24 protein-coding genes and 1 pseudogene are annotated in these 25,124 nt (G+C 67.9%); 6 read left to right on the top strand and 19 right to left on the bottom strand.

What is annotated here, in order from left to right; translation table 11 throughout:
- Window positions 1–2 precede the first annotated feature (2 nt).
- The 12 genes from E2C06_RS20465 to E2C06_RS20520 form a co-directional block, all read right to left on the bottom strand.
- Window positions 3–800 carry a MetQ/NlpA family ABC transporter substrate-binding protein gene (locus E2C06_RS20465; RefSeq protein ID WP_133290471.1) on the bottom strand — a complete coding sequence of 266 codons (798 nt, stop codon included), beginning with the start codon at window positions 798–800 and terminating at the stop codon, window positions 3–5.
- Between the two features lie 12 nt (window positions 801–812).
- A complete protein-coding gene (locus E2C06_RS20470) occupies window positions 813–1,475 on the bottom strand; it encodes a methionine ABC transporter permease (protein ID WP_206664617.1) in 663 nt (220 codons plus the stop codon).
- Window positions 1,463–2,551, bottom strand: a complete 1,089-nt coding sequence (locus E2C06_RS20475) for a methionine ABC transporter ATP-binding protein (RefSeq protein WP_241671385.1) — start codon at window positions 2,549–2,551, stop codon at window positions 1,463–1,465. The genes E2C06_RS20470 and E2C06_RS20475 overlap by 13 nt, the downstream gene beginning before the upstream one ends.
- A 38-nt stretch (window positions 2,552–2,589) precedes the next feature.
- On the bottom strand, window positions 2,590–2,862 hold the full coding sequence (locus tag E2C06_RS20480; protein ID WP_133290472.1) for a hypothetical protein: 273 nt from the start codon (window positions 2,860–2,862) through the stop codon (window positions 2,590–2,592).
- 341 nt (window positions 2,863–3,203) lie between these two features.
- Window positions 3,204–3,389: a hypothetical protein gene (locus tag E2C06_RS20485; protein WP_133290473.1), complete on the bottom strand. Its 186-nt coding sequence runs from the start codon at window positions 3,387–3,389 to the stop codon at window positions 3,204–3,206.
- A gap of 14 nt (window positions 3,390–3,403) precedes the next feature.
- On the bottom strand, window positions 3,404–4,162 hold the full coding sequence (locus E2C06_RS20490) for an ABC transporter ATP-binding protein (RefSeq protein ID WP_241671386.1): 759 nt from the start codon (window positions 4,160–4,162) through the stop codon (window positions 3,404–3,406).
- Window positions 4,159–5,157 (bottom strand): ABC transporter permease, encoded by a 999-nt coding sequence (locus E2C06_RS39530; protein ID WP_133290475.1) that lies wholly within the window; start codon window positions 5,155–5,157, stop codon window positions 4,159–4,161. The genes E2C06_RS20490 and E2C06_RS39530 overlap by 4 nt, the downstream gene beginning before the upstream one ends.
- Complete coding sequence (locus E2C06_RS20500; protein WP_241671387.1) at window positions 5,154–6,230, bottom strand: ABC transporter substrate-binding protein; 1,077 nt, start codon at window positions 6,228–6,230, stop codon at window positions 5,154–5,156. Before E2C06_RS20500 ends, E2C06_RS39530 begins: the two co-directional genes overlap by 4 nt.
- Window positions 6,231–6,383: 153 nt before the next feature.
- On the bottom strand, window positions 6,384–7,487 hold the full coding sequence (locus E2C06_RS20505; RefSeq protein WP_133290476.1) for an LLM class flavin-dependent oxidoreductase: 1,104 nt from the start codon (window positions 7,485–7,487) through the stop codon (window positions 6,384–6,386).
- Window positions 7,488–7,503: 16 nt separating this feature from the next.
- On the bottom strand, window positions 7,504–8,454 hold the full coding sequence (locus E2C06_RS20510) for a Bug family tripartite tricarboxylate transporter substrate binding protein (RefSeq protein ID WP_165982520.1): 951 nt from the start codon (window positions 8,452–8,454) through the stop codon (window positions 7,504–7,506).
- The gene (locus E2C06_RS20515) at window positions 8,451–9,602 is read right to left on the bottom strand and encodes an acyl-CoA dehydrogenase family protein (RefSeq protein WP_133290478.1); all 1,152 of its coding nucleotides are present in this window, start codon (window positions 9,600–9,602) and stop codon (window positions 8,451–8,453) included. The genes E2C06_RS20510 and E2C06_RS20515 overlap by 4 nt, the downstream gene beginning before the upstream one ends.
- A complete protein-coding gene (locus E2C06_RS20520) occupies window positions 9,599–9,820 on the bottom strand; it encodes a hypothetical protein (RefSeq protein WP_133290479.1) in 222 nt (73 codons plus the stop codon). The genes E2C06_RS20515 and E2C06_RS20520 overlap by 4 nt, the downstream gene beginning before the upstream one ends.
- A gap of 1,146 nt (window positions 9,821–10,966) precedes the next feature.
- On the opposite strand from E2C06_RS20520, the gene E2C06_RS20525 reads away from it, so the two are divergent.
- The 3 genes from E2C06_RS20525 to E2C06_RS20540 all read left to right on the top strand — a co-directional run bounded on the left by E2C06_RS20525 (window position 10,967) and on the right by E2C06_RS20540 (window position 14,355).
- A complete protein-coding gene (locus tag E2C06_RS20525) occupies window positions 10,967–11,158 on the top strand; it encodes a DUF1328 domain-containing protein (RefSeq protein WP_456305186.1) in 192 nt (63 codons plus the stop codon).
- Between the two features lie 36 nt (window positions 11,159–11,194).
- Complete coding sequence (locus tag E2C06_RS20530; protein WP_133290480.1) at window positions 11,195–11,512, top strand: hypothetical protein; 318 nt, start codon at window positions 11,195–11,197, stop codon at window positions 11,510–11,512.
- 989 nt (window positions 11,513–12,501) lie between these two features.
- Complete coding sequence (locus E2C06_RS20540; RefSeq protein ID WP_133290482.1) at window positions 12,502–14,355, top strand: sulfatase-like hydrolase/transferase; 1,854 nt, start codon at window positions 12,502–12,504, stop codon at window positions 14,353–14,355.
- Here E2C06_RS20540 and E2C06_RS39535 read toward each other — a convergent pair.
- Window positions 14,352–15,161 (bottom strand): AsmA family protein, encoded by an 810-nt coding sequence (locus tag E2C06_RS39535; protein WP_241671388.1) that lies wholly within the window; start codon window positions 15,159–15,161, stop codon window positions 14,352–14,354. The genes E2C06_RS20540 and E2C06_RS39535 overlap by 4 nt on opposite strands.
- Window positions 15,143–16,336 carry an AsmA family protein gene (locus E2C06_RS39540; protein ID WP_241671389.1) on the bottom strand — a complete coding sequence of 398 codons (1,194 nt, stop codon included), beginning with the start codon at window positions 16,334–16,336 and terminating at the stop codon, window positions 15,143–15,145. The genes E2C06_RS39535 and E2C06_RS39540 overlap by 19 nt, the downstream gene beginning before the upstream one ends.
- Window positions 16,337–16,610: 274 nt before the next feature.
- Here E2C06_RS39540 and E2C06_RS20550 point away from each other — a divergent pair, with 274 nt between their 5' ends.
- Together E2C06_RS20550 and E2C06_RS20555 are read left to right on the top strand one after the other, a co-directional pair.
- Window positions 16,611–17,072: a response regulator gene (locus E2C06_RS20550; RefSeq protein ID WP_133290483.1), complete on the top strand. Its 462-nt coding sequence runs from the start codon at window positions 16,611–16,613 to the stop codon at window positions 17,070–17,072.
- 807 nt (window positions 17,073–17,879) lie between these two features.
- Window positions 17,880–19,031, top strand: coding sequence for an IS110 family RNA-guided transposase (locus E2C06_RS20555; RefSeq protein WP_133290498.1), 1,152 nt, complete (start codon window positions 17,880–17,882; stop codon window positions 19,029–19,031).
- Between the two features lie 407 nt (window positions 19,032–19,438).
- On the opposite strand, the gene E2C06_RS20560 is transcribed toward E2C06_RS20555, so the two are convergent.
- From E2C06_RS20560 to E2C06_RS20570, 3 genes are all read right to left on the bottom strand, one after another.
- Entirely contained in the window at window positions 19,439–20,788 is a 1,350-nt protein-coding gene (locus E2C06_RS20560) for an IS1380 family transposase (protein ID WP_133290484.1), read from the bottom strand.
- 248 nt (window positions 20,789–21,036) lie between these two features.
- Entirely contained in the window at window positions 21,037–22,107 is a 1,071-nt protein-coding gene (locus tag E2C06_RS20565; protein WP_133290485.1) for an HWE histidine kinase domain-containing protein, read from the bottom strand.
- Between the two features lie 147 nt (window positions 22,108–22,254).
- Entirely contained in the window at window positions 22,255–22,899 is a 645-nt protein-coding gene (locus E2C06_RS20570; RefSeq protein ID WP_133290486.1) for a hypothetical protein, read from the bottom strand.
- Window positions 22,900–23,045: 146 nt separating this feature from the next.
- Here E2C06_RS20570 and E2C06_RS20575 point away from each other — a divergent pair, with 146 nt between their 5' ends.
- On the top strand, window positions 23,046–24,221 hold the full coding sequence (locus tag E2C06_RS20575; protein WP_133290487.1) for a sensor histidine kinase: 1,176 nt from the start codon (window positions 23,046–23,048) through the stop codon (window positions 24,219–24,221).
- Between the two features lie 70 nt (window positions 24,222–24,291).
- On the opposite strand, the gene E2C06_RS20580 is transcribed toward E2C06_RS20575, so the two are convergent.
- Both E2C06_RS20580 and E2C06_RS41155 read right to left on the bottom strand, forming a co-directional pair.
- A complete protein-coding gene (locus E2C06_RS20580) occupies window positions 24,292–24,558 on the bottom strand; it encodes a hypothetical protein (protein WP_133290488.1) in 267 nt (88 codons plus the stop codon).
- A gap of 107 nt (window positions 24,559–24,665) precedes the next feature.
- Window positions 24,666–24,827: pseudogene (locus E2C06_RS41155) on the bottom strand (transposase domain-containing protein); the annotation flags it as partial.
- Window positions 24,828–25,124: the final 297 nt, after the last annotated feature.

A 25,124-nucleotide genomic window follows, 5' to 3' on the forward strand; every position in this document is an offset into this window, starting at 1 on the left:
CCTCAGAAGGCGGGCACCACGGCGCCCTGGAAGGTGGCGGCGACGAATTCCCGGATCGCCGGCGACTGATAGGCGGCGACCAGGCGCGTCACCCAGGACGCCTCGCGATCCTGCCGGCGGACGACGATCAGGTTGGCATAGGGGCTGTCGGCGCTCTCCAGCGCGATGGCGTCGCGCACCGGGTTCAGCCCGGCCTGGATGGCGAAATTGGAGTTGATGGTCGCCGCCTCCACCTCCTCCAGCACGCGCGGCAGCTGCGCCGCCTCCAGCTCAAGTATGCGGAGCCGGCGCGGATTGGCGGCGATATCGGCGACCGTGGCGCGGAAGTCGCTACCCGGCCGCAGTTCAAAGGCGCCGTTGGCTGCCAGCAGCACCAGGGCACGGCCGCCATTTGTCGGGTCGTTCGGGATGGCGACGCGCCCGCCCGCCGGCAGCTCGGCCAGCTTGCGATGGCGGCGCGAATAGACGCCGAGCGGGAAGACCAGCGTCTTGCCCACCGCGACCAGCGGCAGGTTGCGGTCGCGCACCTGCTGGTCGAGAAAGGGCTGGTGCTGATAGCTGTTGGCATCCAGGTCGCCGGCCGCCAGCGCCGCGTTCGGCTGGATATAGTCCTGGAATTCGGTGATGCGCAGCACCAGCCCGTCGCGCGCGGCGATGGCGCGGACCTGCTCCATCACCTGGGCATGCGGGCCGGCGGTGACGCCGATGCGCAGGGGGCGCTGCGCGCTGCCCATCTCCTGCGCCCGGGCCGTGGCAGGGAGGGCAAGGGCGGCGAGCAGCAGCGGGCGGCGGCGGAGCATCGCGGGCTTCCTTCAGCGGTGGGACAGGCGGCGGACTAGCCAATCCCCAAGGGATTGCAGGCCCTGCACCAGGATGATGAGGATCAGCACGACGCTCGCCATCACCTCCGGCATGAAGCGCTGGTAGCCGAAGCGGATGCCGAGATCGCCGAGCCCGCCACCGCCGATGGCGCCGGCCATGGCCGAGAAGCCGACCAGCGAGACCAGCGCGACGGTGACCGCGGCGATCAGCCCCGGTAGGGCCTCCGGCACCAGCACCTTGGTGACGATCTGCCAGCGCGAAGCGCCCATGGCGCGGGCCGCCTCCACCACCCCGGCATCCACCTCGCGCAGCGCATTCTCGAACAGCCGGGCGAGGAAGGCGGTGGCGGCCAGGGCCAGCGGCACGATGGCCGCGCCGGTGCCGATAGAGGTGCCGGCGACCAGCCGGGTGAAGGGCACGATGGCGACCATCAGGATGATGAAGGGCGTCGAGCGCAGGGCATTGACCAGCAGGCCGAGCGGCCGCTGCAGCCAGGGCATTGGCCGCAGCCCGCCCGGGCCGGTGACCTGCAGCAGCAGCGCCAGCGGCAGGCCGCAGGCCACCGCGATAGCGGCGCTGGCGCCGACCATGACCAGCGTCTCCCAGAAGGCCTGCAGCAGCAGGTCCTGCATCGTGGGCGTCAGCCAGCCCATGCCACATCCTCCTCGATCAGCAGGCCAAGCACGCGCATCCAGCCGAATGCGGCGTCGATCGCCGCCGCCGGGCCGTAGACCGCCAGCGCCATGACGCCGAAGGGCTCGCCGGCGATCTCGTCCACCCGGCCGGACACGATGTTGATGTCGATGCCGAAATCGCGGCTCGCCTCGCTGATAACCGGCCGGGTGCTGTGCGGGCCGAGGAAGAGCACCTGCGCCAGCCGGCGCTGCTGCCCCAGGCCCGGCTCCGGCAGCCGGGCCAGGGTGCCGGGCGGCACGCCATGGCCGATCACCTCGGCGACGAAGCGGCGCGTGGTGGGGTGCGCCGGGCGGGTGAAGACCTCGAAGACCCGGCCCTGCTCGATGATGCGCCCTGCCTCCATCACCGCCACGCGGTCGCAGATCGCCTTCACCACGCCCATCTCGTGCGTGATAAGCAGCACGGTCAATTCGAGCTGGTCGCGCAGCCGGCGGATCAGCGCCAGGATCTCCGCGGTGGTCTCGGGATCCAGCGCGCTGGTCGCCTCGTCACAGAGCAGCACGGCGGGGGCCGAGGCCAGGGCACGAGCGATGCCGACGCGCTGCTTCTGGCCGCCTGAGAGCTGCGCCGGGAAGGCATCCCGCTTCGCGTCCAGCCCGACCAGCGGCAGCAGCTCTGCCACCCGCGCCCGGCGCGCGGCGGCGGGCATCCCGGCGACCTCTAGCGGGAAGGCGATGTTCTCCGCGACCGTCCGGCGATGGTGCAGGTTGAAGTGCTGAAAGACCATGCCGATGCCGCGGCGGGCGGCGCGAAGGCCGCCCTCATCGAGCGCCAGCAGGTCCTGGCCCATCACTGTGATGCTGCCGGCGTTCGGCCGTTCCAGCAGGTTCACCGTGCGGATCAGCGTCGACTTGCCGGCCCCGGACCGGCCGACGATGCCGAAGATCTCGCCGGTGCGGAGTTCGAGCGAGACATCGTCAAGCGCAACCGCGCCACCAGCAACGAATCGCTTGCGGAGACCGGCAAGGCGGATTGCGGGGGGATCGGTGACATCGCGCATGGCGCCGGCGTTATGGCCCGGCAGCAGGAGCAATGTCTAATGCCTGGCCAGCATGGCAGCCATTGCGCCAGTCATGGCGATGCGGCCCCCCGACAATGCGCCGCGGCCGGGTGCCAGCCGGGCAGCCGTGGCCGGCCGAACAGCTTGTTGCACAGCGTGCCCGACCGGTACTCCCGCTTGTAGCGGCCGCGGCGCTGCAATTCGGACACCAGGTGCCGCGCGACGTCCTCGAAGGTTTCGGGCAGCACGGCATAGGCGAGGTTAAGCCCGTCGACGCCGGTCTGCTCGACCCAGTCTTCCACCGCATCTGCCATTTGGCACGCATCGCCGACGATCACCGGCACGATGCCGCCGATCGAGACGCGTTGGACGAGGTGACGAGGCGGAGCGAGCGGTCCGGAAAGCCGGTGGCGCGGCTGTAGCGAGAAGCCAGGGCGGCTGCCGCGCTAACCAACAGGTGGCGGCGTACAAACATGGTCTGAACCCTTTGGGTCACTGGTGATGCAGTACGATGACGCTCAGGCGCCGCTGCGACAGCGCGCCCTGACGCCACTCCAAGCTCCGGCCGAGGATTGGCCCCAACTCGCCCGGACGGCGCGAGGCGTGCGGAAGAGGCTTATGGCACCCGACTGGATGCCTGGGGTCGTCATGCGTCGGGAGGCGCCCAACCACGTGCCCCGACCACTCACATGGTGGCCATTGCAGCAAGGAGGATAGCTTCCGTCGTATCCTCCGCCGGTGGCGGCAGCGCCGCGTGCAGCTTGATGCCGAGCGCCACGACGGAGACGGCAAGGGTGACCGTCGTCGCCTCCGGCGTCGCAGTCAGCATGGCGGCAGCGGGAAGCACCAGGGTGGTCGTCAAGATGCCCATGATTTGACGCTCCTTCACGTGGCTTCAGCAAGGCCAAGCAGGCCCAAGATCTCTTCTCGCCGTGCCACAAGGCCTGGGTGGTCCCGCCGCCGTGGCCGCTGCTGTTCCACGCGGATATCGGCGCGAATGCGGGCTGGGCGGTCGCTGAGGACCAGCACGCGGTCGGCCAGCAGCAGCGCCTCCTCCACGTCATGCGTCACCAGCAAGGCGGTGAAGCCTTCGCGCTCCCACAATGCGACCAACTCACGCTGCATCGCCAAGCGCGTGAGGCTGTCGAGCTTGCCGAGCGGCTCGTCGAGCATCAGCACGCGTGGCTGGTTCACCAGCGCGCGGGCCAGCGAGGCGCGCTGTGCCATGCCGCCGGACAGCTGGTGCGGCAACGCCTCGGCGAAGGCGGACAGGCCGACCAGCGACAGCGCGTCGTCGATCCGTCCGGCATCGGCGCGCAGCGTGCCGCGTGCCTCCGGCCCGATCTGCGCATTGCCGCGCACCGTCCGCCAGGGAAACAGCGTCGGGTCCTGGAACATGATCGTGCGGCTGGGATCGGTGCCGGTGATCTCGCGTCCATCGACCAGCAGCCGGCCTTCGGTCGGCGGCTCCAGCCCCGCCACCAGCCGCAGCAGCGTGGACTTGCCGCAGCCGGAGGGGCCGAGCAGGGCGACGAACTCGCCGGGCTCCGCGGTGAAGTCGATATCCTCGAGCACGGGCAAAGCCCGCTTCTCGAGCGCGAAAGCGTGGCTGACGCCGCGCACCTCTAGCCGTGCGCCGTTCACCACCGGACCAGCCCCTTCTGCCAGGAGAGCAGGTGGTCGCGCAGCCGGAACAGCAGGGTGACGGCGGAGGAGCACATCAGCGCCAGCACCAGCAGCGCGGCATACATGTTGGCATAGGCCGCCCAGCCCTGGGCCCATTGCATGTACCAGCCGAGCCCGGCCTTCACGCCCATCATCTCGGCCACCACCAGCACGCTGAAGGACGCGCCGAGCCCCACGAAGAGGCCGACGAAGACCGAGGGCATCGCCGCCGGTACCGCGACCTTCCGCACCAGGAACCAGGGCGTGGCACCCATGGTCCGCGCAACGTCGTAATAGGATTTCGACACGGCGGAGACGCCCGACCAGGTCAGCACCGTCACCGGGAAGAAGCTGGCCAGGGCGATCAGGAAGGTGCTGGCACCACGGCTGCTGGTGAAGGCAAAGAAGGCGATCGGCAGCCAGGCCGTCGCTGGCAGCGGCCCGATGAGCCGCACCACCGGATGTGCCCAGTAGCCGACGAGGCGCGACCAGCCCATCGCCACGCCGAACAGGAACCCGATGGAGGCCCCCAGCGCATAGCCCGGCACCACCAGCAGCACGCTGCGCCAGACGCTCTCGCCGAGCCGGGCGTAGTCGTCGGTGAAGACCTCCAGGATCGATTGCGGCGCGGCGAAGAACGGCCGCGGCAGCCAGTCCAGCTTGGCGGTCACCAGTTCCCATGCCGTCAGCGCCAGGGCCAGCACCAGCAGCCAGGGCCCGGCGGCGCGCAGCGGGGCGAGACGAGGCGCAAGCGCCGGCAGCGTCGCCGCGATGGCACCCGCTTGGATCGCCGCGCCGAAGCCTGCGGCCAGTACCGCCAGTTCCCAGCTGCGGCCGAGGTCGTCGGCATCAGGCCAGAGCGAGATCAGCGCCGCCGTGCCGATCCAGGCTAGGCCGGCAGCCCAGCCGGAAGGCCAGAAAGGTGCCCGCGCGGCAGGTGCTGCGATCCGCGCGCCGAGCGTCGTCGCGCTCATGCCGGCACCCCCGTCAGAACATCCGCGAAGATTTTGTCCGACAACCGCAGCGGATCGGTGTTCGGCCGCATGACCTTGACCAGCTTCAGTTCGTCAATGTAGGCGACAAGCTCGAAACGCAGCGCGCTGCCGACCGGGTGGTGGCCATGGGTGTGGCTGCGCAGCATGGCGGTTAGCGCTGGCACAGGTGCCCTCGCATAGGGCGCGAAGATCTCCGCGGCCGCCTCCGGTTGCGCATGCACCCATTCCTGCGCCTCGAGCAATGCCGCGGTGACGGCACGGGCGGCGGCGCGATCCTGCCGGATCAGGCTGCCGCGGACGCCGAGGATGCAGCAGGACCGGGCCGCGTACTCGCCCTCCAGGTTGTTGGTCACCTCGACGAGCCCGTCACGGTCGCGGATCAGCGACGCTAGCGGGTCGCCGAGCGCGAAGCCCTGGATGTCACCGCGCTTCAGTGCCTCGCCCAGCAAGTCGGCGGGGAACTGGCGCCAGGTGAGGTCGCGCTCGGGGTCGAGCCCCTGCTTGGCGGCGACGATGGAGAAGAAGTTCTTGTCCGGCGCTGCCATGTCGGAAGCGCCAAGGGCCTTGCCCTTGAAGTCCGAGAGCTTGGTGATACCGCTGCCCGGCAGGGCGAAGAGCCGCATGCAGCCGCCATGCGTCGCGGCGGTGATTTTCACGTCGAAGCCCTGCTCCAACGGTTTCAGCCAGCGCAGCGCCATGCCAACGCCGGCGTCCGCCTTGCCGGTGGCGATTGCCTCCAGGAGCTGGTCGGTAGAGCCGCCGAAATTGATCAGCTCCACGTCCAGGTTGTGCCGCTCGAAGATGCCCTGCGTTGCGGCGACGGGAACGCCGACGACGCAGATCGCATTGGCGTTCCAGGTCAGCTTCAGTTTGCGGCGCGGTCCGGGCGCCGCGGCCGCTGCGAGGCCGCCGGCGCCGACCCGGCAGATTGGAGCATCTGCGAAGGGATCGGGCGGCGCAAAGCCGAGCGGTGCCATCGCACCGGCCGGTACTGCCATTGCCGCCACGCCTGCGGCGCGCAGCAGGGCGCGGCGGGAGGAGATCTCGCTCATCTCAGGCATCTCCGGTCGAGAGGATGCGTTCGACCCGGACTATGATGGCCTGCGGGTTACGCAACGGATCTGGGATCGGGCAGGCGCGGTCAGCCGTGGCTGCCAGCGCGCGGTCGGCCGGGCGCCTGCGAGAGAGGTATTCGTTGAGGGTCGTCATTCCGCGGCCACCGCAATGGCGCCGCGGGCCGCGATTGCAGTGCGGGTCGCTGGCAACAGCTCGGCGCCGTACTGCACCGCATCCTCCAGCGGGTCGAAGCCGCGGATCAGGAAGGTGTCGACGCCCAGCGCATAGTAATCCGCCAGTGCATCGGCCACCTGTTCCGGTGTGCCTACCAGGGCCGTGGTATTGGCGCCGGCGCCGACGGCGCCCGCCACCTCGGTCCAGAGCCGCGCGTCACGCACCCGGCCGCCTGCTGCGGCTTCCAGCAGCCGCTTCGAGCCGATGCTCTCCGGCTTCCGCCCGCCGGAGCCAACAGCATCTGCGCGCAACTCGCGGATGCGGGTGATGATGCGATCGGCGCGGGCCCAGGCAGCGTCCTCGGTTGCTGCCAGGACCGGGCGGAAGGACATGCTGAAGCGGATTGCCGCCGGATCGCGGCCAGCCTTAGACACGCTCGACCGTACGCGGGAGATCGTCTCCCGCGCCTGGTCGAGGGTCTCGCCCCAGAAGGCGTAGACATCGGCGATGCGGCCGGCGATGTCGATGGCGACGTCCGACGACCCGCCGAAGAACACCGGGATATGCGGCTGTTGTAGCGGCTTTACCTCGGCAAAGCCCTCTTCGAAGCGGTAGTAGGTACCGGCATGGGTGAAGGGCTTGTCGCTGGTCCAGAGCTGCTTCAGCAGCGCGACGTATTCCTCGGACCGGGCATAGCGCTCGGCATGGTCCAGCCAGTCGCCATCCCTGCGCTGCTCGGCTGAGCTGCCGCCGGAAATGATATGCACCGCGGCGCGGCCACCTGAGAGCTGGTCAAAGGTGGCGAATTGCCGCGCCGCGAGCGTCGGCGCGATGAAGCCTGGCCGGTGCGCGACCATGAAGCCGATCCGGCTGGTCGCAGCAGCGGCGTGGGAGGCGACGAGCAGCGCATCGGGCGAAGTGCTACCCCAAGCGACTAGGATGCGGTCGAAACCGGCCGCCTCATGCGCCTGGGCAAAGCGCTGGATGTAATCGGGATCGATCACTGCGCCGGTGGGTGGATGAATTTCGGACTGCGCGCGGTGCGCGATCATGCCGATGAACTGCAGCGGATGGGGCATGGGGTGGTCTCCTCGTTCAGGCGATGCGGAGGCGGCGCAGTGAGGCACCGATGGCTGCATGGTCGGCAGCGACACGCTGGCCGAGCTCCGCGGGACTGATCGGCTCCGGCTTCAGGCCGAAGCGGCGCAGCGCGGCGGCCACTTCCGCCTCCTCCAGGCTGTCGTTGAAGTCGCGGTTCAGCCGGGTGACCACCGGCTCCGGCGTGCCGGCCGGCGCGAAGAGGCCGAACCAGCCGCTGCCCGGCCAGGTGCGGCCGATGCCAAGCTCGGCGGCGGTCGGCAGGTCCGGGAAGGCACCCCAGCGGTCCGGGCCGAGGGTCGCGAGGGCGCGTAGCCGGCCGGACTGCACATGCGGCGCGGCAATCGGGTCGATGATCAGGTGGCAATCGCCGGCAACGACGCTGTTGGCCGCCGGGGCGCTGCCCGGGAAAGGCACGTGCACCGCCTCAAACCGCCCTTCGTCGGCCAGCAGTGCCCCCCGCAAATGTCCGGCCGAGCCGATGCCGGCGGAGCTGTAGTTCAGGAACCCGGGCTGGCGTCGGGCGAAGGCGATCAGCTCCGGCAGCGTCTGCACGGGGACCGAGGGATGTACTGCGACCAGGCTATAGGCCTCGCCGGCCGAGGCGATGGGCACCAGATCGCGCAGTGGATCGTAGCCGACCGCCGAGAGATGCGGCGCGATGGTCAGATTGCCGGCTGAGGCGTTGAGCAGCGTGTAGCCGTCCGGCTTCGCCTCCGCCACCAGCCGGGCACCCACCGCGCCACCGGCGCCCGCCTTGTTCTCCACCACCACCGGCACGCCCAGCCGCGGCCCGAGCGCCCGGGTCATGACGCGGGAGACGTTGTCGTTGGTTGCCCCCGGCGGGAAGGGCGAGACGTAGCGGATTGGCCGGTCGGGGAAGCCCTGCGCCCGAGCGACGAAGGGCGCCGCGAGGCCGGCGCCCAGCAGCAGGCGGCGGGCGATCATGGCGCGCCCCCTGCCAACGCCGCGCGGCCTGCCGCCAGATGTGCGGCATCCTCGGCCGGTGCGTGCATACGGGCGCATTGCACGTCCCGCCAGTGCCGCTCCAGCGGGTTGGCCCGGTCATGCGCGTGATTGCCGGCCAGCAGCGTGCAGAGCTCCACCGCGCGCACGGCGTTGTCCGCCAAGATCACCTTCAGCGCGCCGGACTCGGCGGTGGAAGGCGGCTGGCCGGCATCGGTCGCCAAAGCCAGCGCCTCGGCAATGCGCGCATTGGCAGCGATCAACCCCTCGACTTGGCCAATCGATTCCTGGACGCGCGCCAGCGTGGCCAGCGGCGCGCCGAGGTTGCTCGGCTTGCGGGCGTGCAGGAAGCCGATGGTCCAGTCGCGCGCGGCGCGAGCGACGCCGGTATAGACTGCCGTGACCAGTACCGTGTTCCAGGCCATCTGCGTCGCGTCTGGCCCGCCGGCCGCACCCGGCGCGGCCAAGCCGATGGCGTGCTCCGCCGGGATCGGCACGTCGCGGAACAGCACGTCATGGCTGCCGGACGCGCGCAGGCCGAGATGGTCCCAGGTCTCGACGATCTCGATGCCCGGCGCATCGGCCGGTACCAGGAAGGTGCCGATGCGCGGCTCGGCTTCGTCGGTACGGCCATGCACCTCGAGCCAGCGGAGGCCGGGGACTCCGGTGCTGTAGCGCTTGTGCCCGGAGATCAGCCAACCTTCGGCGGTGCGGCGCGCGACGGTCGCCGGCAGGCCGCCGCGCGTGGGGGAGCCGAGCTCGAGCTCGACCCTCAACGCATTGATCAGCGCGCCCTTGGTGACCGCGTCACGTTGCACCCGCTGGCGCAGCGCCGCCGGCCAGGCTGGGCTCCGCGCGAGGGCGGCGTGCTTGATGTACTGCATGGCCAGGACCAGCGCGGTCGCGGGGCAGGCTGCGCCGATCCGCGCCACTGCCTCAGTCGCCAGCTGCAAACCGGCACCGCCGCCGCCCAACGCCGCGGGCACGGTCAAGCCCGGCAGCCCCGCGTTGCCCAACAAGGCAAGGCTGTCGTGTGGGAAGGAGCCTTCCCGGTCGTGCCGTACGGCGGCGGCTGCAACGTCCGGCAGTAGCGCGGACAAGGCCGCAAGCGGTGTAGCCTGGGCGTTCATCGCCGTGCGTCCCCGGCTGGCTGGCCGCTGTTGCGGGCCAGCACGAGCCCTGCCACGCGCTGGGCTTCTGACGGGCTCGGGAAGGTGGCGCCATCGAGGTCTTCGACCACGGGGTCCGTGGCCACGAAGCGCCAGAGGGGGCCGAATGCGCCGGCGGCATGGGTAACAGCGACGCCGACGAAGCGTCCCTGCACCTCGATGGGGCGGGAATTATGCATGTGTCTCTCTCCCGGGCGCGCGGACGCGTCGGTCAGCAAGGGCTGTGATGAAGCGAGGGGCGCTGCGCGCCCGAGAGGCTCAGCGCCGACAGCGTGTCCCTGAACAGGCAACGGCACGCCGCTTCTTGGCCGGAAGCTGGCGCTTTAGCGCTGGGTGACGCGGTGCAAGCTGCATCCTTCAAATCCCGCGGCCTCGGCGCGGAATGCGCCGTCAACGCGGATATATAGCGATTCATTTTAGTTTTTAGTCAATCGCTCAAAACGACCAGCGTGCGTGGAATTTGGAAAAACTCGATCACATTCCGTGTTACTGCATCGGGCAGGATTGGATCGGGTGGAGCGCAGGAGATCGACCAGGAGGAGAATGTCTGGCGCAGCCTGCCCTCCTTCGTTGCTACCATGACTTTGCAGCTCACCGCGCCGGTTCAGGTCCGGAACTGGATAAGAGGGGCTACCGGGTCACCTTTCTGGACGACGGTTGCATTGCTCGCTCTGACCGCCACGGCGCCTCTGTCAGCCCCCATTTTCCTGCCCGATCCGTCCTCCCGGCCAACTTCCAGTACGCCGCCCGCGAGCCCGCCATCGGCGATCATGCGAAACTGGTGCGCGCGGATGCGGAGTCCTTGGAGACAAAGCGCCGGCAGCAGTCGCTGACACCCTGACCGCGCCATGAAACTGGCGCGCGCCGATCGCTCTAAAGTAGAGCTGGCCGTACCACGAGCTGATTCGATTCAGGCTATATGGCGGACTCGCGCGAGGATGGCAGGCCGATCACGGAGACCGTGGAGCGCACGAAGCGCTTGCCGGAGGGCTGCCGATGGGCGCTCTTCCTCCGCAATCACGACGAGCTCGTGTCGTCGATGCTGACCGCAGGATCGCGACGGGGTTCGCTCGCCGCTGCAGTGGTGGGCTAGGCGCAATGCTGGGTTCTCACAAGCTGGCCAAGTGGCGCTTTACCTGCGACCGGTCACCGATCCGGTGTTCGGTTACCCGCCGTGACTGTCGAAGAGCAACGCCGCATGCGCTCCTCACGGGTTAAGGGACGAGCAGGGCTGAACTATGCGGAGCTACAAAGGTTCTGGCGCGGAGCAACCCCCTGGACGCCAGATGGGTTCTGCCCTTGAAACCCGATTGTTGGGAGGAGTCATGCCTGCGGGAAACCTGCTGTATTGGTCTCTTGTCGCCCTGGTCATCGCGGTCATCGCGGCCGTCCTCGGATTTGGTGGCATCGCAGGCACGGCGGCAGGGATCGCCAAGATCCTCTTCTGGATCTTCCTGGTGATCTTCCTCGTGGTGCTGGTGATGAACTTCCTCGGCAGACGGGGACCGACCGTCTGATGAGCGAGATACGGGCTGGCAGCCGGGCAGGCTGAGATGCCCCAGACCGTTGCTGCGTTCTTCGACAGCATCGAGCCAGCGGAGCGCGCGGCCTACAGTCTCGGCGTGCGCTTCGGCGGGGTGCGAGCCCATGTCTGCAGTTCTCGGACTGCGGACAGCGGGCTGCCAGCTTTGTCACTACCGCTCCCGGACCTTGCCGTCCTCACCGAAGGCATTCGTCGAGGTGGCGCTGCGGTCTGGGCCGAGGTGCCGGAGGACAGTCTCAAGCCAGTCGCCGCTGCGCTGAGGGCCGACGGAGCTGTTGATCTGACCGCCCGCGGCGTCGAATGGCGCCGCGAGGGGTGGATCGGGTAGCGCTTCGTGACTACGACGGCGTCGCCGTTACGCAGGCAGTCCAGCGCGGCTGGATGCCAGTACGTTTGCGACGAGAGTTCGACTGTCCTCGCTCATGTCATCTTCCTTGAGCAGGAACGTCAGGTTTTGCAGTAGATCGTGCTGAACAACCGGCCGGCGGAGGTTTCCTCGGCGCTAACCTCCGCCGCTTGTTCAGGTGTCGCTCAGCGTCCTGTCGTGCCGAGCGCGCGGCTCACCGCCGTACCTGGTGGGTTAGCAGGTGTTCCGTCTGATTGGCGGGGATAAGCCCCCGAGCTATTCGTGCCTGCCGTCCGATCGAAGGCCCGAGATGTCTCAGTTCCCGGCGGGTTACCACGGGTGCCGTCCGGTCGGCCCGCAGTGTTAAGCGGATCGCTCGTTGTACACGCGGCCAGCCCAAGCCCTAAAACGATGACGCCTAAACGGATCACGGTTCGGTTCATGTCTGCTTCTCCCGGTCAGGATGCGCCTCACGCCGCAGCAGAGCGCATTGCCGTAACGAGCAAACATCACCCTGGTTTCGGTGTCCACACGAACTCTGGATGTGCCCGGTCGAAGGCTGGTTCGACGTTGTTACAGGGTTACACCACGCGCTGCGTCGCCGCGCAGAGATTCAAATCGCAGCTTTAAGCCCATCCGATTCAATGGCACCTGAACAGTGAACGACGGTGTTCCCCTGGCGCGCCACTGTCGGAGTTGGTGGTGCTTGTCCGCCTCAAGCGGGGCTGACCGGTCCAGCCGGGGTGAGCGAACAGAGCTAACCGAAGCGTGACGGGGCACCGGACGATCTGTTCTAGCATCGGCGTGAGCACGCGTCCTACCGTCGTCGCAAAATAAAGCCTCTTCTACATTCTTGCAGCCAAGGCGCGCCCGCTCCGGGTCCGCTGATCCGTGAGAAGGCACGACGGCGGCCTGATCGGACCGGACGATCGCCCCGGGCGTGTGGCCCGGCAAATTGGGGAGGAAACAACATGGCCAGCAAAATGGAACGCCGTGATTTCCTGCGAACGGCCGGCGTCGTCGCTACCGGCGCCCTGGCCGGCACCGCCGCGAGGGCCGAGGACCCCGCATCCGGACCGCCGCCGAACATCCTCTTCATCCTGGTGGATGAGCTACGCTTCCCCTCGGTCTTCCCGGCCGGGATCACCGATGTCGACGGCTTCCTCGCCCGCTTCATGCCGAACCTACACGGGCTTTGGCGCAAGGGGGTGAAATTCGGCAGCCACTACACCGCCGCCTCGGCCTGCACGCCCTCGCGCGGGGTGCTCGCCACCGGGCTCTATAGCCAGCAGAGCTGGGTCTGCGTGACGCTGACCAACACGCCCGACACTCGCAGCCCAACGCCAATCTTGAACCCAGCCTTCCCGACCTATGGCCGGCTGCTGCGCCGGGCCGGCTACCAGACGCCCTATATCGGCAAGTGGCACCTCTCCTTCGACATCGACCGGCTCGGCCTTTACGGCTTCGACGGGCTGGTCTCGCCCGACCCGACGGGCTTCAACCTGCAGGGTACAGTCGGCGACGAGAAGAACGGTTACAGGAACGACCAGGACATCGCCGATACCGCGGTCGAGTGGCTCGGCGCCCGCACCCCGGGGGAGCAGCCCTGGTGCTGCACGGTCAGCTTCGTCAATCCGCATGACCAGGAGTTCTTCTGGGCCGGGACGGAGTTCCAGACCTACAATAACCTCTTCACCGATCCATCGCTGCAGCCGGCGATGATGTACTCGACCCCGGACAACCCGCCGCTGGTCTCCTGGGACGACAACCCGCTGAAGACGGTACCCGACCTTGGCTTCCCCGCCCTGCCGCCGAACTGGGAGAGCGCGGCGACGCTGCAGGCCAACAAGCCTTCCACCCAGCTCTTCGGCCGGGCGGCGCAGGCGGCGATCTGGGGCGATATCGCGCAAGACCCGTCGCAGACCGTCTTCACGGCGCAGCCTTACCACGAGGGCGTCGAGGGGCTCGGGGTCGGCGTTGCCCCCTACGGCTACTGGCAGCGCTGCCTGAACAGCTACGCCAACATCATGTCCATCGTCGACCAGCGGATCGGCGAGGTGCTGGCCGCCCTGCCCAAGGCGGTGGCCGAGAACACCGTCATCGTCTTCGCCTCGGACCACGGCGAATATGCCGGGGCGCATGGCTATGTCGCGGGCAAGCTGCTCAGCTGCTACGAGGAAGCCTACCACGTGCCGCTGATCGTGGTGGACCCGACGCACCGCTTCACCGGCGACATCCACACCGTCCGCACCGGGCTCACCTCCTCGGTCGACTTCACGCCGATGCTGGTCAGCCTCGGGCACAATGGCAGCACCGAGTGGATGCGCGGGCGGCTCGGGCGGATCTACGGCAAGCGGCACGACATGCTGCCGATGCTGAAATCCGCCAAGGCACCCGGCCGGCCTTATGTCCTGCTGGCGACCGATGAGCTAATCCCGGCACGGCTGAACTTCAACAACTCGCCCACCCATATCGTCGGCATCAGGACCGAGGGCGCCAAGCTCGGCACCTATGCCAAATGGGTCGACCGCACGGCGCAGATCGTGCCAGACAGCGTGGAGTTGGAATTCTACGACTATGCGACTGAGCAGGGTCTGGCCGAGCTGGCCAACACGCCGGGTGACCCGCGTGCGCAGGAACTGCTGCGATTGCTCGAGCGGCTGATTCCGGAGGAGCTGCGGGAACGCCTGCCCGGTGCGCTCGGCGCGGTGCAGGACGTGCAGCGGGAGCTCTACCTCCTGCTGGCCCAACAGGTCCTGTCGCCGGACAGCGCCACCTCGCCGCGCCAGGTACTGCGCGACCTCGGCTACGGGCGACAGTTCTAACGCTGCCTGGCGCCTTCCGGCGCCAGCTGCTGCTGGCGCCACCGCTCGCCCGCCGCTTGCAGCGTTTCGCACTGGCTATTCTCGCCCACGCCGAACTGGATTGTCGGCAGCAAGGCCAGCGGTGGGAACAGCAGGCCAAGCCCCACGGCCGCGCCCGCCCGAGCCGCCGCTTCCCCCAGCTCCGGCTGTATGGCCGGGCTCTTCAGGGTGCCCCCTATGCCGATCGGCGTCGGCAAAGACGCGATGGTCGGCCGCTTGGCATCTGTGCGCAGCCGGAGGTCGAGTAGCTCGCGCCCGAAGTCGAGCGTGCCGCCGCCCGTCACGATGTGGGCCTCGGTGTCGAGCAGCAGAGTGCGGCTCCGGAGCGTGCCGCGTTGCAGGGCGAAGTCCCCGATCAGGCACTCGATCCCCTCGCGGGCGGGAATGCCGAGCGCGGACAGGAGGGCATTGCCGAACTGCAGGCCGGACAGGTCCACCAGGAATGAGCTGATGTTGCCACCCACTGTGACCACCGTGGCCTCGCCGTTGCCGCGCCTGAGGATCTCGGACAGGGACTTGCCGCTGCCCTCTACGCGGGCGACCCCGCCCAGGGTACCGGCCCCGCCCGCGCCCGCGGCGCCGAGCAGGCGCGACAGGTCAGCGTGGCGCAGCTCTACGTCGATCTTGGCGCGCAGGCCGCCGCCTTCCTGGGGCGTCAGCGTTCCGGCCACCGTCAACCGCCCCTGCCCGATGCCGAAGGACATCGGATGAAGCGTCACGACGCCATCCACAATGTCGGTTTGCGCGCTCAGACTGTCGAAGGGCATCCCCTGCCTTGGATGCGCTCCGCCAGGTAGCGGAGGTGCACATTTGCCGCGGTCAGGCGCGGCATGTTGACGGGGGTGGTCGGGAGCAGCTTTGGGCTCGCCTCCGCGCGGGCCTGGGCAGCGCGCTGTTGTGGCGTCTGCCCCGGCGTGTCGGCGCGCCCGGGCTGGGCGCCGATGAGGCCGCCGAGATCGGCGAGGTCCACGCTGCGCGAGCGCAGGTCGGCGGTGACATCCGGCCGGCGGCCGGCGGTAGACACGGTGAGGCTGCCGCCGATGTCGCTGCGCCCAACCTTTCCTGCCGCGTCCAACAACCGTACCCGGCCTTCCGCATAGTCCGCCTTGCCTTCGAGCCTGAACGGTGGGGTCTTCGGGAAGGGCACGCCGGTGAGCGGCACCAGGTCCGCCATGTCCTTTCCGGCGAACTCCACTCGCAGGTCGGCGCCGCGCAGCTTCAGCGGCTCGCGCAGCGTACCTTTCAAAGCGAAGCTGGTGTCGCCGTTGCGCAGGTGTAGGTCGACCGGCCAGGGCTCTCTTTCATCGCGGAGGTTCAGGATGGCCCGGCCGGTCATCTGTGCCTCGACCGGCTGGCCGGCGTAGGTGCCGTGCGCTTCGGCGACCAAGGCGGGCTCCTGACCATCCCGGTCTTGCGTCTTCACGTCCACTTTGAAGTCCGATCGCAGCCACGCGATGGCGACCCGCGCCTTGCCGTCCTTGATGCGGAGCGCGCCGATGCGCGGCCCGAGCGTCTTGCTTGCTTCGGCGCCCTCGGCCGCGGGTGCGGCAAAATCGAATTCGTAGTTGCGGCTGCCGTCGTCGCGGCCGATCACATTGACCACCGGCCGGTCCAGCTCGACAGACGGTATCACCACCTCGCGCGAACGCAGAAAGGCGCCGACATCTACCTGCGCCGTGGCGCGGCCGACCTCCGCAAAAGGTGGGTCGTCTGGAAAGCCGGACGGATTTCCGACGCGCAGCCCCTCCGCGGTCACGGTGGTAACCCTCCCCAGCTTTACGTGGAGGTGTTCAATGTGCACCGGGCGTCCGATCGCCGCACCCGCCCTGGCCTCGGCCAAGGGAATGAACCAGTCCCATGACCAGAGCGCGACCAGCAGCGCCACCGCCAGCAGCGGCGCCCCCAGCCACAGCAGCCACCGCTTCGACCGGCGCGCGGTCATTGCTCCTCCCTAAGGGCATCACGCCCATCTCGTCGTTGCGAAACTAAAACGCGTCAACCGCCCAGCGGTTCGCTCCCGTTCCATGAAAGTGGATAGTCCCAGGTTGGCTGCTGATGTCACCTGCTTGAAGTGATGGGGATCCACCCCTGCAATCCGTTGCTTATTCGTCCTATTCCGACTATCGAGCTCGGCGCTCATCGGGATGGCCATAAATGCATGTACTAGATGGTTCGTAATCTGCTAATGCTGCACTGCACCATGGAGGATGCGGTGGTTGGTCGACGTTCTCCTCATTGATAGCCATCCCCTTGTCCGCCGGCTTGTTGCAGACATGCTGGAAGACCTTGGGCTACGGGTGCTCGCCGCGACAGCAGGAGCAGCGGAGGCGCAGGCGCTCCTTGCTAAGGACCTTCCGCCACCGGCCGTGCTGATTGTCGCAATCCGGCCGGCTGGAAGCCGAAACGGTGATGGTCTGAATGGCCAGGCCGTTGCCGCTGAGTTTCGCCAACGGCTCATCGGCTCCGATGATCGTGCCACACCACAGCCACTCGGCATCGCCTATCTTGGTGAGCATGCATCGGCAATCGGCAGCAATGGGCTTGGTCCAGCCGAGCAGTTCCTGAGCGAGCCATTTGGCCAGGGTGCGCTGGCGCGAACTGTATTCGCTGTGGTTGGTCGGGAGATGCCGCGCTGGCTCGCGGGCCGGACGAGAGCGCGTCCAGCCATGCGCACATGACCGCGTCGGCCTCACCTGCGTAAAACAAGCAGGCCTGTCCCGCTTACCCCGTCGCTATTGAGATCTCGCTCTGCCTACCGGAGCTGTGGCGCGACAGAGCTCCCAGTCGCCGCGGAGCCCATTTCTTAGGTCGCTTTGTCTGGATCTTCACCTCGGCCTGGCTGCTACGCGTGCTGTCACGAGATCTGCGGGAGCGGGATCCGCTGCCACCGTGGAGCCACGGGGTCGTCATTTCCTGGACGGGATGCGCGGTGTGGTCAGCCTGTCCGCAGCCCTTGCGCTGCCTGAACATTTCATGGCCGCGACATCATCCTGTTACTCGCTTTCTGTTTGATCTCTGTCACGCTGGTGATCCAGGGAACCACTCTGGGCTGGGTCGTCCGGCGGCTCGGCGTCATCGAGGAGGAGAGCACACTTCCCGAGCCCGAGCCCGAGCCCGAGACGGCCCAGGCTCGAGCTGAGATCGCCACTGCCTCACTGGACGCAGTCCGGGAGCACCGCGACAGCACCGAAGTGACCGAGCACACCGAGGCTGCGGCGGAGCTCGTGCAGGAGTACAAAGTTCATGCCGATCGGGCGAGCATCGAGGGACAGGATCCCGAGACCATAAGCGACCAGCTGGAAGCTCAGCAGCGCTTGCGTCTGGTGGCCATCACCGCAGCACGCGAGAAGCTGGCCGACCGGGCAGAGACAATGGACACCGAGGCCCACCGGGCTCTCGGCCCTTCCGCGCACAGACCCTATGAGCGAGGCCGGCAGTTCAGCAAGCATGTCTGGTCAACTGTTATTCGCCTGGGAGGCTGTGTGATGACGACTGTGCCTGCACCGCTGCCCGACCTGCGGACCACGCTCGTGGTTGTTGTGGAAGTCTCAAAGACCGCCTGGGTGATCGGCGCCCATGTTCCCGGCCTGCCTGGGGTCAAGGTCAAGCAGCGCCTTGAGCCACGAGCGGAGGCGCTGCTCGACGCGATCGCGCGGCTGCGGCCGCGTGCGGCCGACAAAGGGGGCGTCGTTGAGCGCACCATTGCCGCCTACGAGTCCGGCTACTCCGGGTTTTGGCTGGCGCGGATTCTCCAGCGTGCTGGCATTGCGGTCCATGTGATCCAGCCCGTGAGCGTTCCGGTTGACCGGCGGGCCCGCAGGGCCAAGACCGACGCGATCGACGTCGACCTGCTGTTGCGGACTTGCCTGGCCTTCCTTCGTGGAGAACCTCGGGTCTGCTCTATGGTGCCCGTGCCGGATGAGGAAGATGAAGACGCGCGACATCCCGGGCGCGAGCGCGAGGACCTCGTGGCAGAGCGGATCGCCCTGACGAACCGGATCGGCGGCATCCTGACCACACTTGGCGTCGAGGGCTACGACCCGCTCCGGCGCGACCGCCGCCACCGGCTTAGCCAACTCCGAACGGCCCTGGGCGCGCCGTTACCGGCGCACGCCGAGGCCCGCATCCTGCGCATGCTCGATCGGCTCGAACTCGTGCTTGCGCAAATTTCGGCCCTCGAGGCGCAGCGCGACGCCGTACTGGAGCGAGCCGAACAAGCTGCCCCGGCCGAGACGATGATCAAGCGGCTCGCCAGCCTGCGCGGGATCGGCGCACAGACCGCAACCTTACTGGTCAGAGAAGGCTTCGTCAGAACATTTCGATCAGCCAAAGCACTCGGGTCCTACGCCGGCCTGGTCGGCACGCCCTTCGCCAGCGGCGGCATTGAACGGGAGCAGGGCATCACGAAGGCCGGTAATCGTCGGCTGCGAACTGCGGTGGTCGAGCTTGCCTGGCTTTGGCTCCGCTACCAGCCCGGTAGCGGCCTCGCCACATGGCTCAGGCAGCGGCTCGGGGAGGCAGGCGGGCGCATGCGCAAGGTGCTCGTCGTCGCGCTCGCCCGGAAGCTGCTCGTCGCGTTGTGGCGGTTCGCCACCCAGGGTCTTGTTCCGGAGGGCACCGTAGCCAAGGCCGCCTGACCGGCCTGCAGCTCCCGCCAGGGCCGGTCTCACCGGCTGCCCTGATGGGGTCGAGGTGATGGTTGCCGAATGAGACAACGGGCGCCCCGCGCTCCGCCGCACAGAATGGCACCATCCCCTTGGAGCTTCGCTGGTCCGGATGCCGGACCTTGGTGGGGACGTTGTCCCGCCGGATGCGAGGTTGGCGAGCGAAGCTCGTCAGGTACGAAGCTCCGCCTCGACGCTCACCAGCTAACCCGCAAAATTCATGAGGCTGAGCGGGCGGCCTGACATCGTCCGGTTTGCTCGCTTTGTGGTTGTACGGCCGCGCGTCGCCGGTGCCGGGTTCGAGGGCGGCGGCAGGGTGCAGATCGCGGGGCTGGCTGGTTGCGGTTCGGAGGGCTCGGCTGGGGCATCCGCCCCGACGCTCAGCAGGTCAGGCGCGGCATGCGCTCGAGGGCGAGGCGCAGGATAGCGTTATCCTGGCAGGCGCTCGGCAGGTGCAGCATGACCCGGGTCTTCAGCGCGACAACGCGGGTGGCGAGCTTGACCACGCGCAGCCGGAGCGTGTCGAACTGCGCCACGCGCCAGGTGGAACGCTTCGGCATGAGGCTGCGGAGCGACCAAAGTAGCCAGTAGGCAGCGGTGTGCAGCATCAGGCGAAACTGGTTGGCGGTGGCGCGGCAACATGAGGTCCGATCGGCAGCGAGGTGCCGCTTCCAGGCCTTCAGATGGTTTTCCGCCTGTCCCCTCGCGCAGTACAGGTCCTCGTAGATCCGCCGCGGCGGGCCGCCGGCGAGGTTGGTGACGACGAAGCGCGTGTCGGTGCCCTGCGGTCCGGCCTCGACGCGGGCGATGACGCGCTCGACCCGACTCCAGCTGCCGGCGCCTTCTAAAAACTCCTTATAGCGGCGCAGCTTGTTGCTGCCTGGCGCGGCGGCGTGCCGGGCGGCAGTGCTCTGCTCCAGCGCTGCGACGTGCCTGTGGAGCGTGGTGGTCGACGCCACACCGAGCACGAAGTCGAGCTGCTCGACGCGGCAGAAGTCGAGCACCTCCGGCGCGCAGTAATGGCTGTCGGCGCGGATCAGGATCTCAACCCGAGGCCAGTGGCTACGGATCTCGCGCACCAGCCGGCGCAGGAAGGCACGGGCCTCGGCACCGGTCGGACGCTTGGCCGGGCGCAGCATGGCGGCCAAGGGCCGGCCCTCGCCGTCGAACACCACGATGGGCTGGAATCCATACTCGTCATAGTAGGCGTTGAACAGCCGCAGTTGCTGCCCGCCGTGGACGGCATCGAAGGTGTCGTCGATGTCGAGCACGATGCGGCGGGGCACCTGCCGGAAGCTGGTGCAGTACAGCCCGACCATGGCGCGGGCCATCCGCAGCAGGGCGCGCGCATCCGGCAGGTTCTCGAGCCGGGAGATGGTCGGCTGCGAGCAGAGCGGCGCGCCCTCGGGCAGCGCGTCGAGGGCGAGCTTGAAGACCGGATCGTGCCGCAGGCTGTCGGCGTCGTTGCCATCCTCGTAGCCCGCCGCGATCATCAGCATGCGGAAGCGCAGGATGGCAGCGAGATGGTGCCGGACCCGCTCCGGTGCGCGCGGGTCGTCGATGCAGGCTGCCAGCCGGTCGGCAATGCCGAGCCGGCGCTCGACCTCGCGCAAGGCCAGCAGGCCACCGTCGGAGGAGAGTTGCCCGCCATCGAAGCGGGCGATCAGGGGCTTGCCGCCGACTGGTGACAGGCCAGGCAGCGGCGGGGTAGGTTCAACCGTGACGGGCATGGCCTCCGGACGCGGCTGGGTTTGTGTGTCGCAGCCAAATTCTACGTCCGTTCAACGGCTTGCGCCATGCCCGTCAGCCCTCGCGCATAATCCGGGCTAAGGCAGTAGCCCGCAGCCACCGATTGCCGCGTTGACAGGAGAAACCTCATGCGAGGTCTCATTACGCCTGACCGGAGTGGAAGTGGCGTCTTCGGTCGGGAATGGGTCGCTCCGACCGGGGAAGACTTGAGGCAGGCCGTCACCATTTTTTAAGCTGCCACAGCAACGACCTCGAGCGGCGCATCGATCTCACATTGCACACCTGCAGACTTGAATAGCAGCCGGGTTTCGGCCTGCACCTCCTGGACCAAGCCTCGCTCAATGAGCCGTGCGCCAAAGCCACGGTGTTTGGGCGGACTTGGTACAGGCGGACCGCCCTCCTCAACCCAGTGCATGCGCAGCCGCCCGGCGGCCTCGGAGCGAATCGACCAGCGGAGCTGCACGCGCCCACTTGGAACCGATAAGGCGCCATGCACGGCCGCATTCGCCGCCAACTCGTGCAAAACCATGCCCAGCGCGATCGCGGCGCCCGGGCGCAGTGACATCTCGGGACCTGAGATCTCGATGCCTCCAAGGTTTCCGCCGCTGTGGTGCCCTAACTGCGCCAAGGCCAGATCGCGTAATGGAACCCCGGTCCAGTGGCCACGTGCTAAAAGGCTGTGCACTCGGGAGAGCGCGAATAAGCGGCTGAGGAACGCGGTGCGGACCTCCTCTGAGCACGGTGCGGCCTGCAAGGTCTGCAGGGCCATGGACTGGACCGCCGCGAGGGTGTTGTTGACGCGATGGTTTACCTCGTTATGCAGGCGCCGCTGGATTGCCTCGGCCATCCTGCGCTCGGTCACGTCGCGCTGTGCCGAGACCCAGTGGACGATGTGTCCGTCCCTGTCCAGGACTGGGGTGATAAGCCACTCGACGATGTACTCCGTGCCGTCCTTGCGATAGTTGACCGCCTCGGCGCGAAAGGAATGCCCGGCCTTGAGAGCGGCCCGCATCCGGGCCAGCACGGCACGATCCGTACCCGGACCTTGCAGGACGCGAGGCGTCCGGCCCAGCATCTCTTCCAAGGTGTAGCCCGTCATGTGGGTAAAGCCTGGGTTGACGTACTCGATCCGTGGCCCCGGTGGTTCAAGCTCCGGACCGGTGATGAGGATCGCCTCGCCCACGGCCTCAACGGCAGTTTTGAAGAGCTCAAGTTCGCGACCAGCGTGTTCAGGGCCAGATGTCATGCCCGCATCAACCACATAGTCAGGCGTGCCATTGTCGCCGGTTGAATTGGCCATGGAGCCCCTGTTCGGCCGGCCCACCGCCAAGCCGTTGCTGCGTTCAGGGGTAGTAAAGCCCTGTTCTCGTCTCCTGGTTTCCTATACCCGCTGCGCTGGCGATTGTCCGCGAGGTCCGGTCCAAGATTTCTGGCCACGCGTCGAAGATCAGTTGCCCAGTGCTACCTCGCGGGCGGCATGGGAGAGTTCGCGAGGTGGGAAGCCAACAATGCGCGCCGACAGCACAGCGAGCGCCCGCCCGAGGTCCGTGCCGGCGATGGCACCGCTAGCCACCCAGGCCGCGATCATGCCCTTCGGCGTCTGGCCCTCCGAGGTCATCCAGCCCGCGGCGGCCCCGCCGCCGTGGCACTCGTTCCATTGACTGTACCAGAGCCGCCAGCGCGTCCTGACCGCGTCAGATCGCGGCAGACCAAGGAAGGAGGCACGAGGCAGGAATCCTACCGCAACATTCGTGTGCTGAAGCACCGTGCCCGATGGCCCCGGCCGTAGGTCCCAGACCAGGACCGCGTCCTCAGGACGAATCCTGCCATTCACCAGCCGCTCAGAGTACATCGCCAGCGTCGGGCAGGTCTCCGATGCCTTCCCGAGGCCCTGCCAGCGCTTCGGCCACTCAGTGGGGGGAAGTTGCTCGAGGAGCTCGACCATGGCCTCGAGCGCGTCGCTCGGCGCCTCACCACTGCCGATGTCGCGCGCGCGGCGCCGCGACAGCACGCCCGCATGGTCGAGCGCGGCCTGCCAGACACCGCCGAACAGCGCTTCCAGCCGGGGCACCAGCGCCTCGTGGCGACCCATCTCACCTCCTATCAGATTTGACGTGAAATATAGGCGGAAAGCGCCTAGGAATGGAACTCTGAATTTTGGGCAAGTGGTGCCCCGTGCGGGCGCACAGCCGAGCCATCCGCCAGTCAGCCTGGAACCAGTCTGGAGACCGACTCTTGATGACCGATGGCGTCCCATTGCAAGTCGGGGCCGGTGCCACGCAGGAGGAGCTTGCCCTCCGCCTGCGGCAGCAGGAGCTGATCGCGCGGTTTGGCAGCTTCGCGCTGCGCGAAGATGACCTTCAGGCGACACTCGACGAGGCGTGTCAGGTCGCAGCCGAGGGCCTGGAGACGAAGTTCGCCAAAGTGCTGGAGTGGCTGCCCGCTGAAGACCTCTTCCTGGTCCGGGCCGGTGTTGGCTGGCGGCCAGGGGAGGTCGGCCATGCCCGCGTGGGTGCAGATCTTGCCAGTCCCGCCGGATTTGCCTTCCGAACTGGGCAGCCTCTCATCTCTAACCACCTCGAAGATGAGGACCGCTTCCGCACGCCCGCGATGCTGGTCGAGCACGGCATTCGGCGCGCCCTCAACGTCCTGATCGGCGAGGGGGACGCTCGCTTCGGCGTCCTTGAGGCGGACTGCACGGAGCGGCGCAGCTTCGACCGGCACGACACCGCCTTCCTGCAAGTCCTCGCCAACATCCTCGCCGCCGCGGTAGAAGCGTATGGAAGGCGCGCCGCCGCCCGCGAGGTGGCTGCAGCCAAGGATCTGCTCATGGCCGAGATCCACCACCGCGTGAAGAACTCGCTGCAAATGGTGCAATCCATGCTCACTCTGCAGGCGCGCGCCGCAGCGGGCACCGAAGCAGCTGTGCCGCTGGTTGAGAGTGCGGCGCGGGTGCGCACCATTGCTGCCTTGCACGATCGGCTCTACCGCGCCGATGCTGGTCTCGAGGTGGAGGTAGCCTCCTATTTGGAGGGACTCGCCGCTGACCTCCGGGCTTCGATGGCGCCTGCGCAGGCAGGACGGCAGATCCTGCTCGATGCCGATGCGGCGACCTGGGGCGCGGCGGACGTGACGACGCTCGGGTTGGTGCTGACTGAGCTGGTCACCAATGCCTTGAAGTATGGCTCCGGGACGGTGCACGTGGCGTTCCGGCAGTCAATCGAAAGCCAGGCCTTGCTGGTGGTGGAGGACGAGGGTCCTGGCCTGCCTGCCGAGTTCGACCCCGCGCGCAGTTGCGGCCTTGGTATGCGGCTAGTGACGGGGCTGCTGAAAGGACGCGGCGGCAACCTGGAAGTCGACCGCAGCGCCGGTCACACGCGCTTTGTTGCGAGACTACCTCCCGCCACACAGTAAGCGTTGCGGCGTCCGCACGGCACATGTGACTGGACAGGCTGGCCAGATGGCCAGGTCAGCTCCCTGTGGCTCAGCCTGGCCCGGGAGGCTGGCGCCGTAGGCGCTTTACCCGGTGCTTCTGGTAGGCTGCGATCTCGCGCGCGAGGGGCAGGCGCGGATCGAACCGCAGATGGGTAATGGAGGTGTAGACCGCGTTGCCGGTCGCCGTGGCGACGTCGAGCCTGCAGACGATCCCGCCCTCGTCGCCGGCATAGTGGAGGGCGATGATCGAACAGGCCGCCGGGATCTCCGTCGCGGTCTCCGGGGTGCGCAGCGTCGCGGCGAGTTCTGGCGTCATGCGGGCGGGCACTGGCAGTGCCGCCTGCAACCTGGTGAGCAGCCGTTCTGCCTGCCCGGGGTTGTCGATCGTGCCGCCGCGGCAATTGGGAGATCGGCGTCGGGGCGCCAGTTCCACGGCAGCAGTGCGTCCAGTTCGGTGCTCTTGGTCCGTCCGGAGACGATGCGCTCCAGTACGTCGGTAAGCCAGGCCTGCGGGTCGACGCCGTTCAGCTTGGTGGTCTGGATGAGCGTCATGGCCATCGCCCAGTGCCGCGCCCCGCCATCCGAGAGGTAGCCATTATGCGTCTCTCCTTCATGGCGAGGACAACGGGGTAGGTTCGGACATGGAATGTGTTGGCCGGGGTGAGAGCCACCACTCCCACTGGTCCCGGCCTCGGGGAGCGCGGTAGACCTCGAACTCGCCGCGGCGGACCTGCTCCCAGACGGCGTTGATGGAGGTGCCGCAGCGTCTAGCCCGCAAAATTCATGAGGCTGAGCGGGCGGCCTGACATCGTCCGGTTTGCTCGCTTTGTGGTTGTGCGACCGCGCGTCGTGGGTGCCGGGTTCGGGGCCGGCGGCAGGATG

The sequence above is a fragment of the Dankookia rubra genome (assembly GCF_004355005.1).
Taxonomy (GTDB): Bacteria; Pseudomonadota; Alphaproteobacteria; order Acetobacterales; family Acetobacteraceae; genus Paracraurococcus; species Paracraurococcus ruber_A.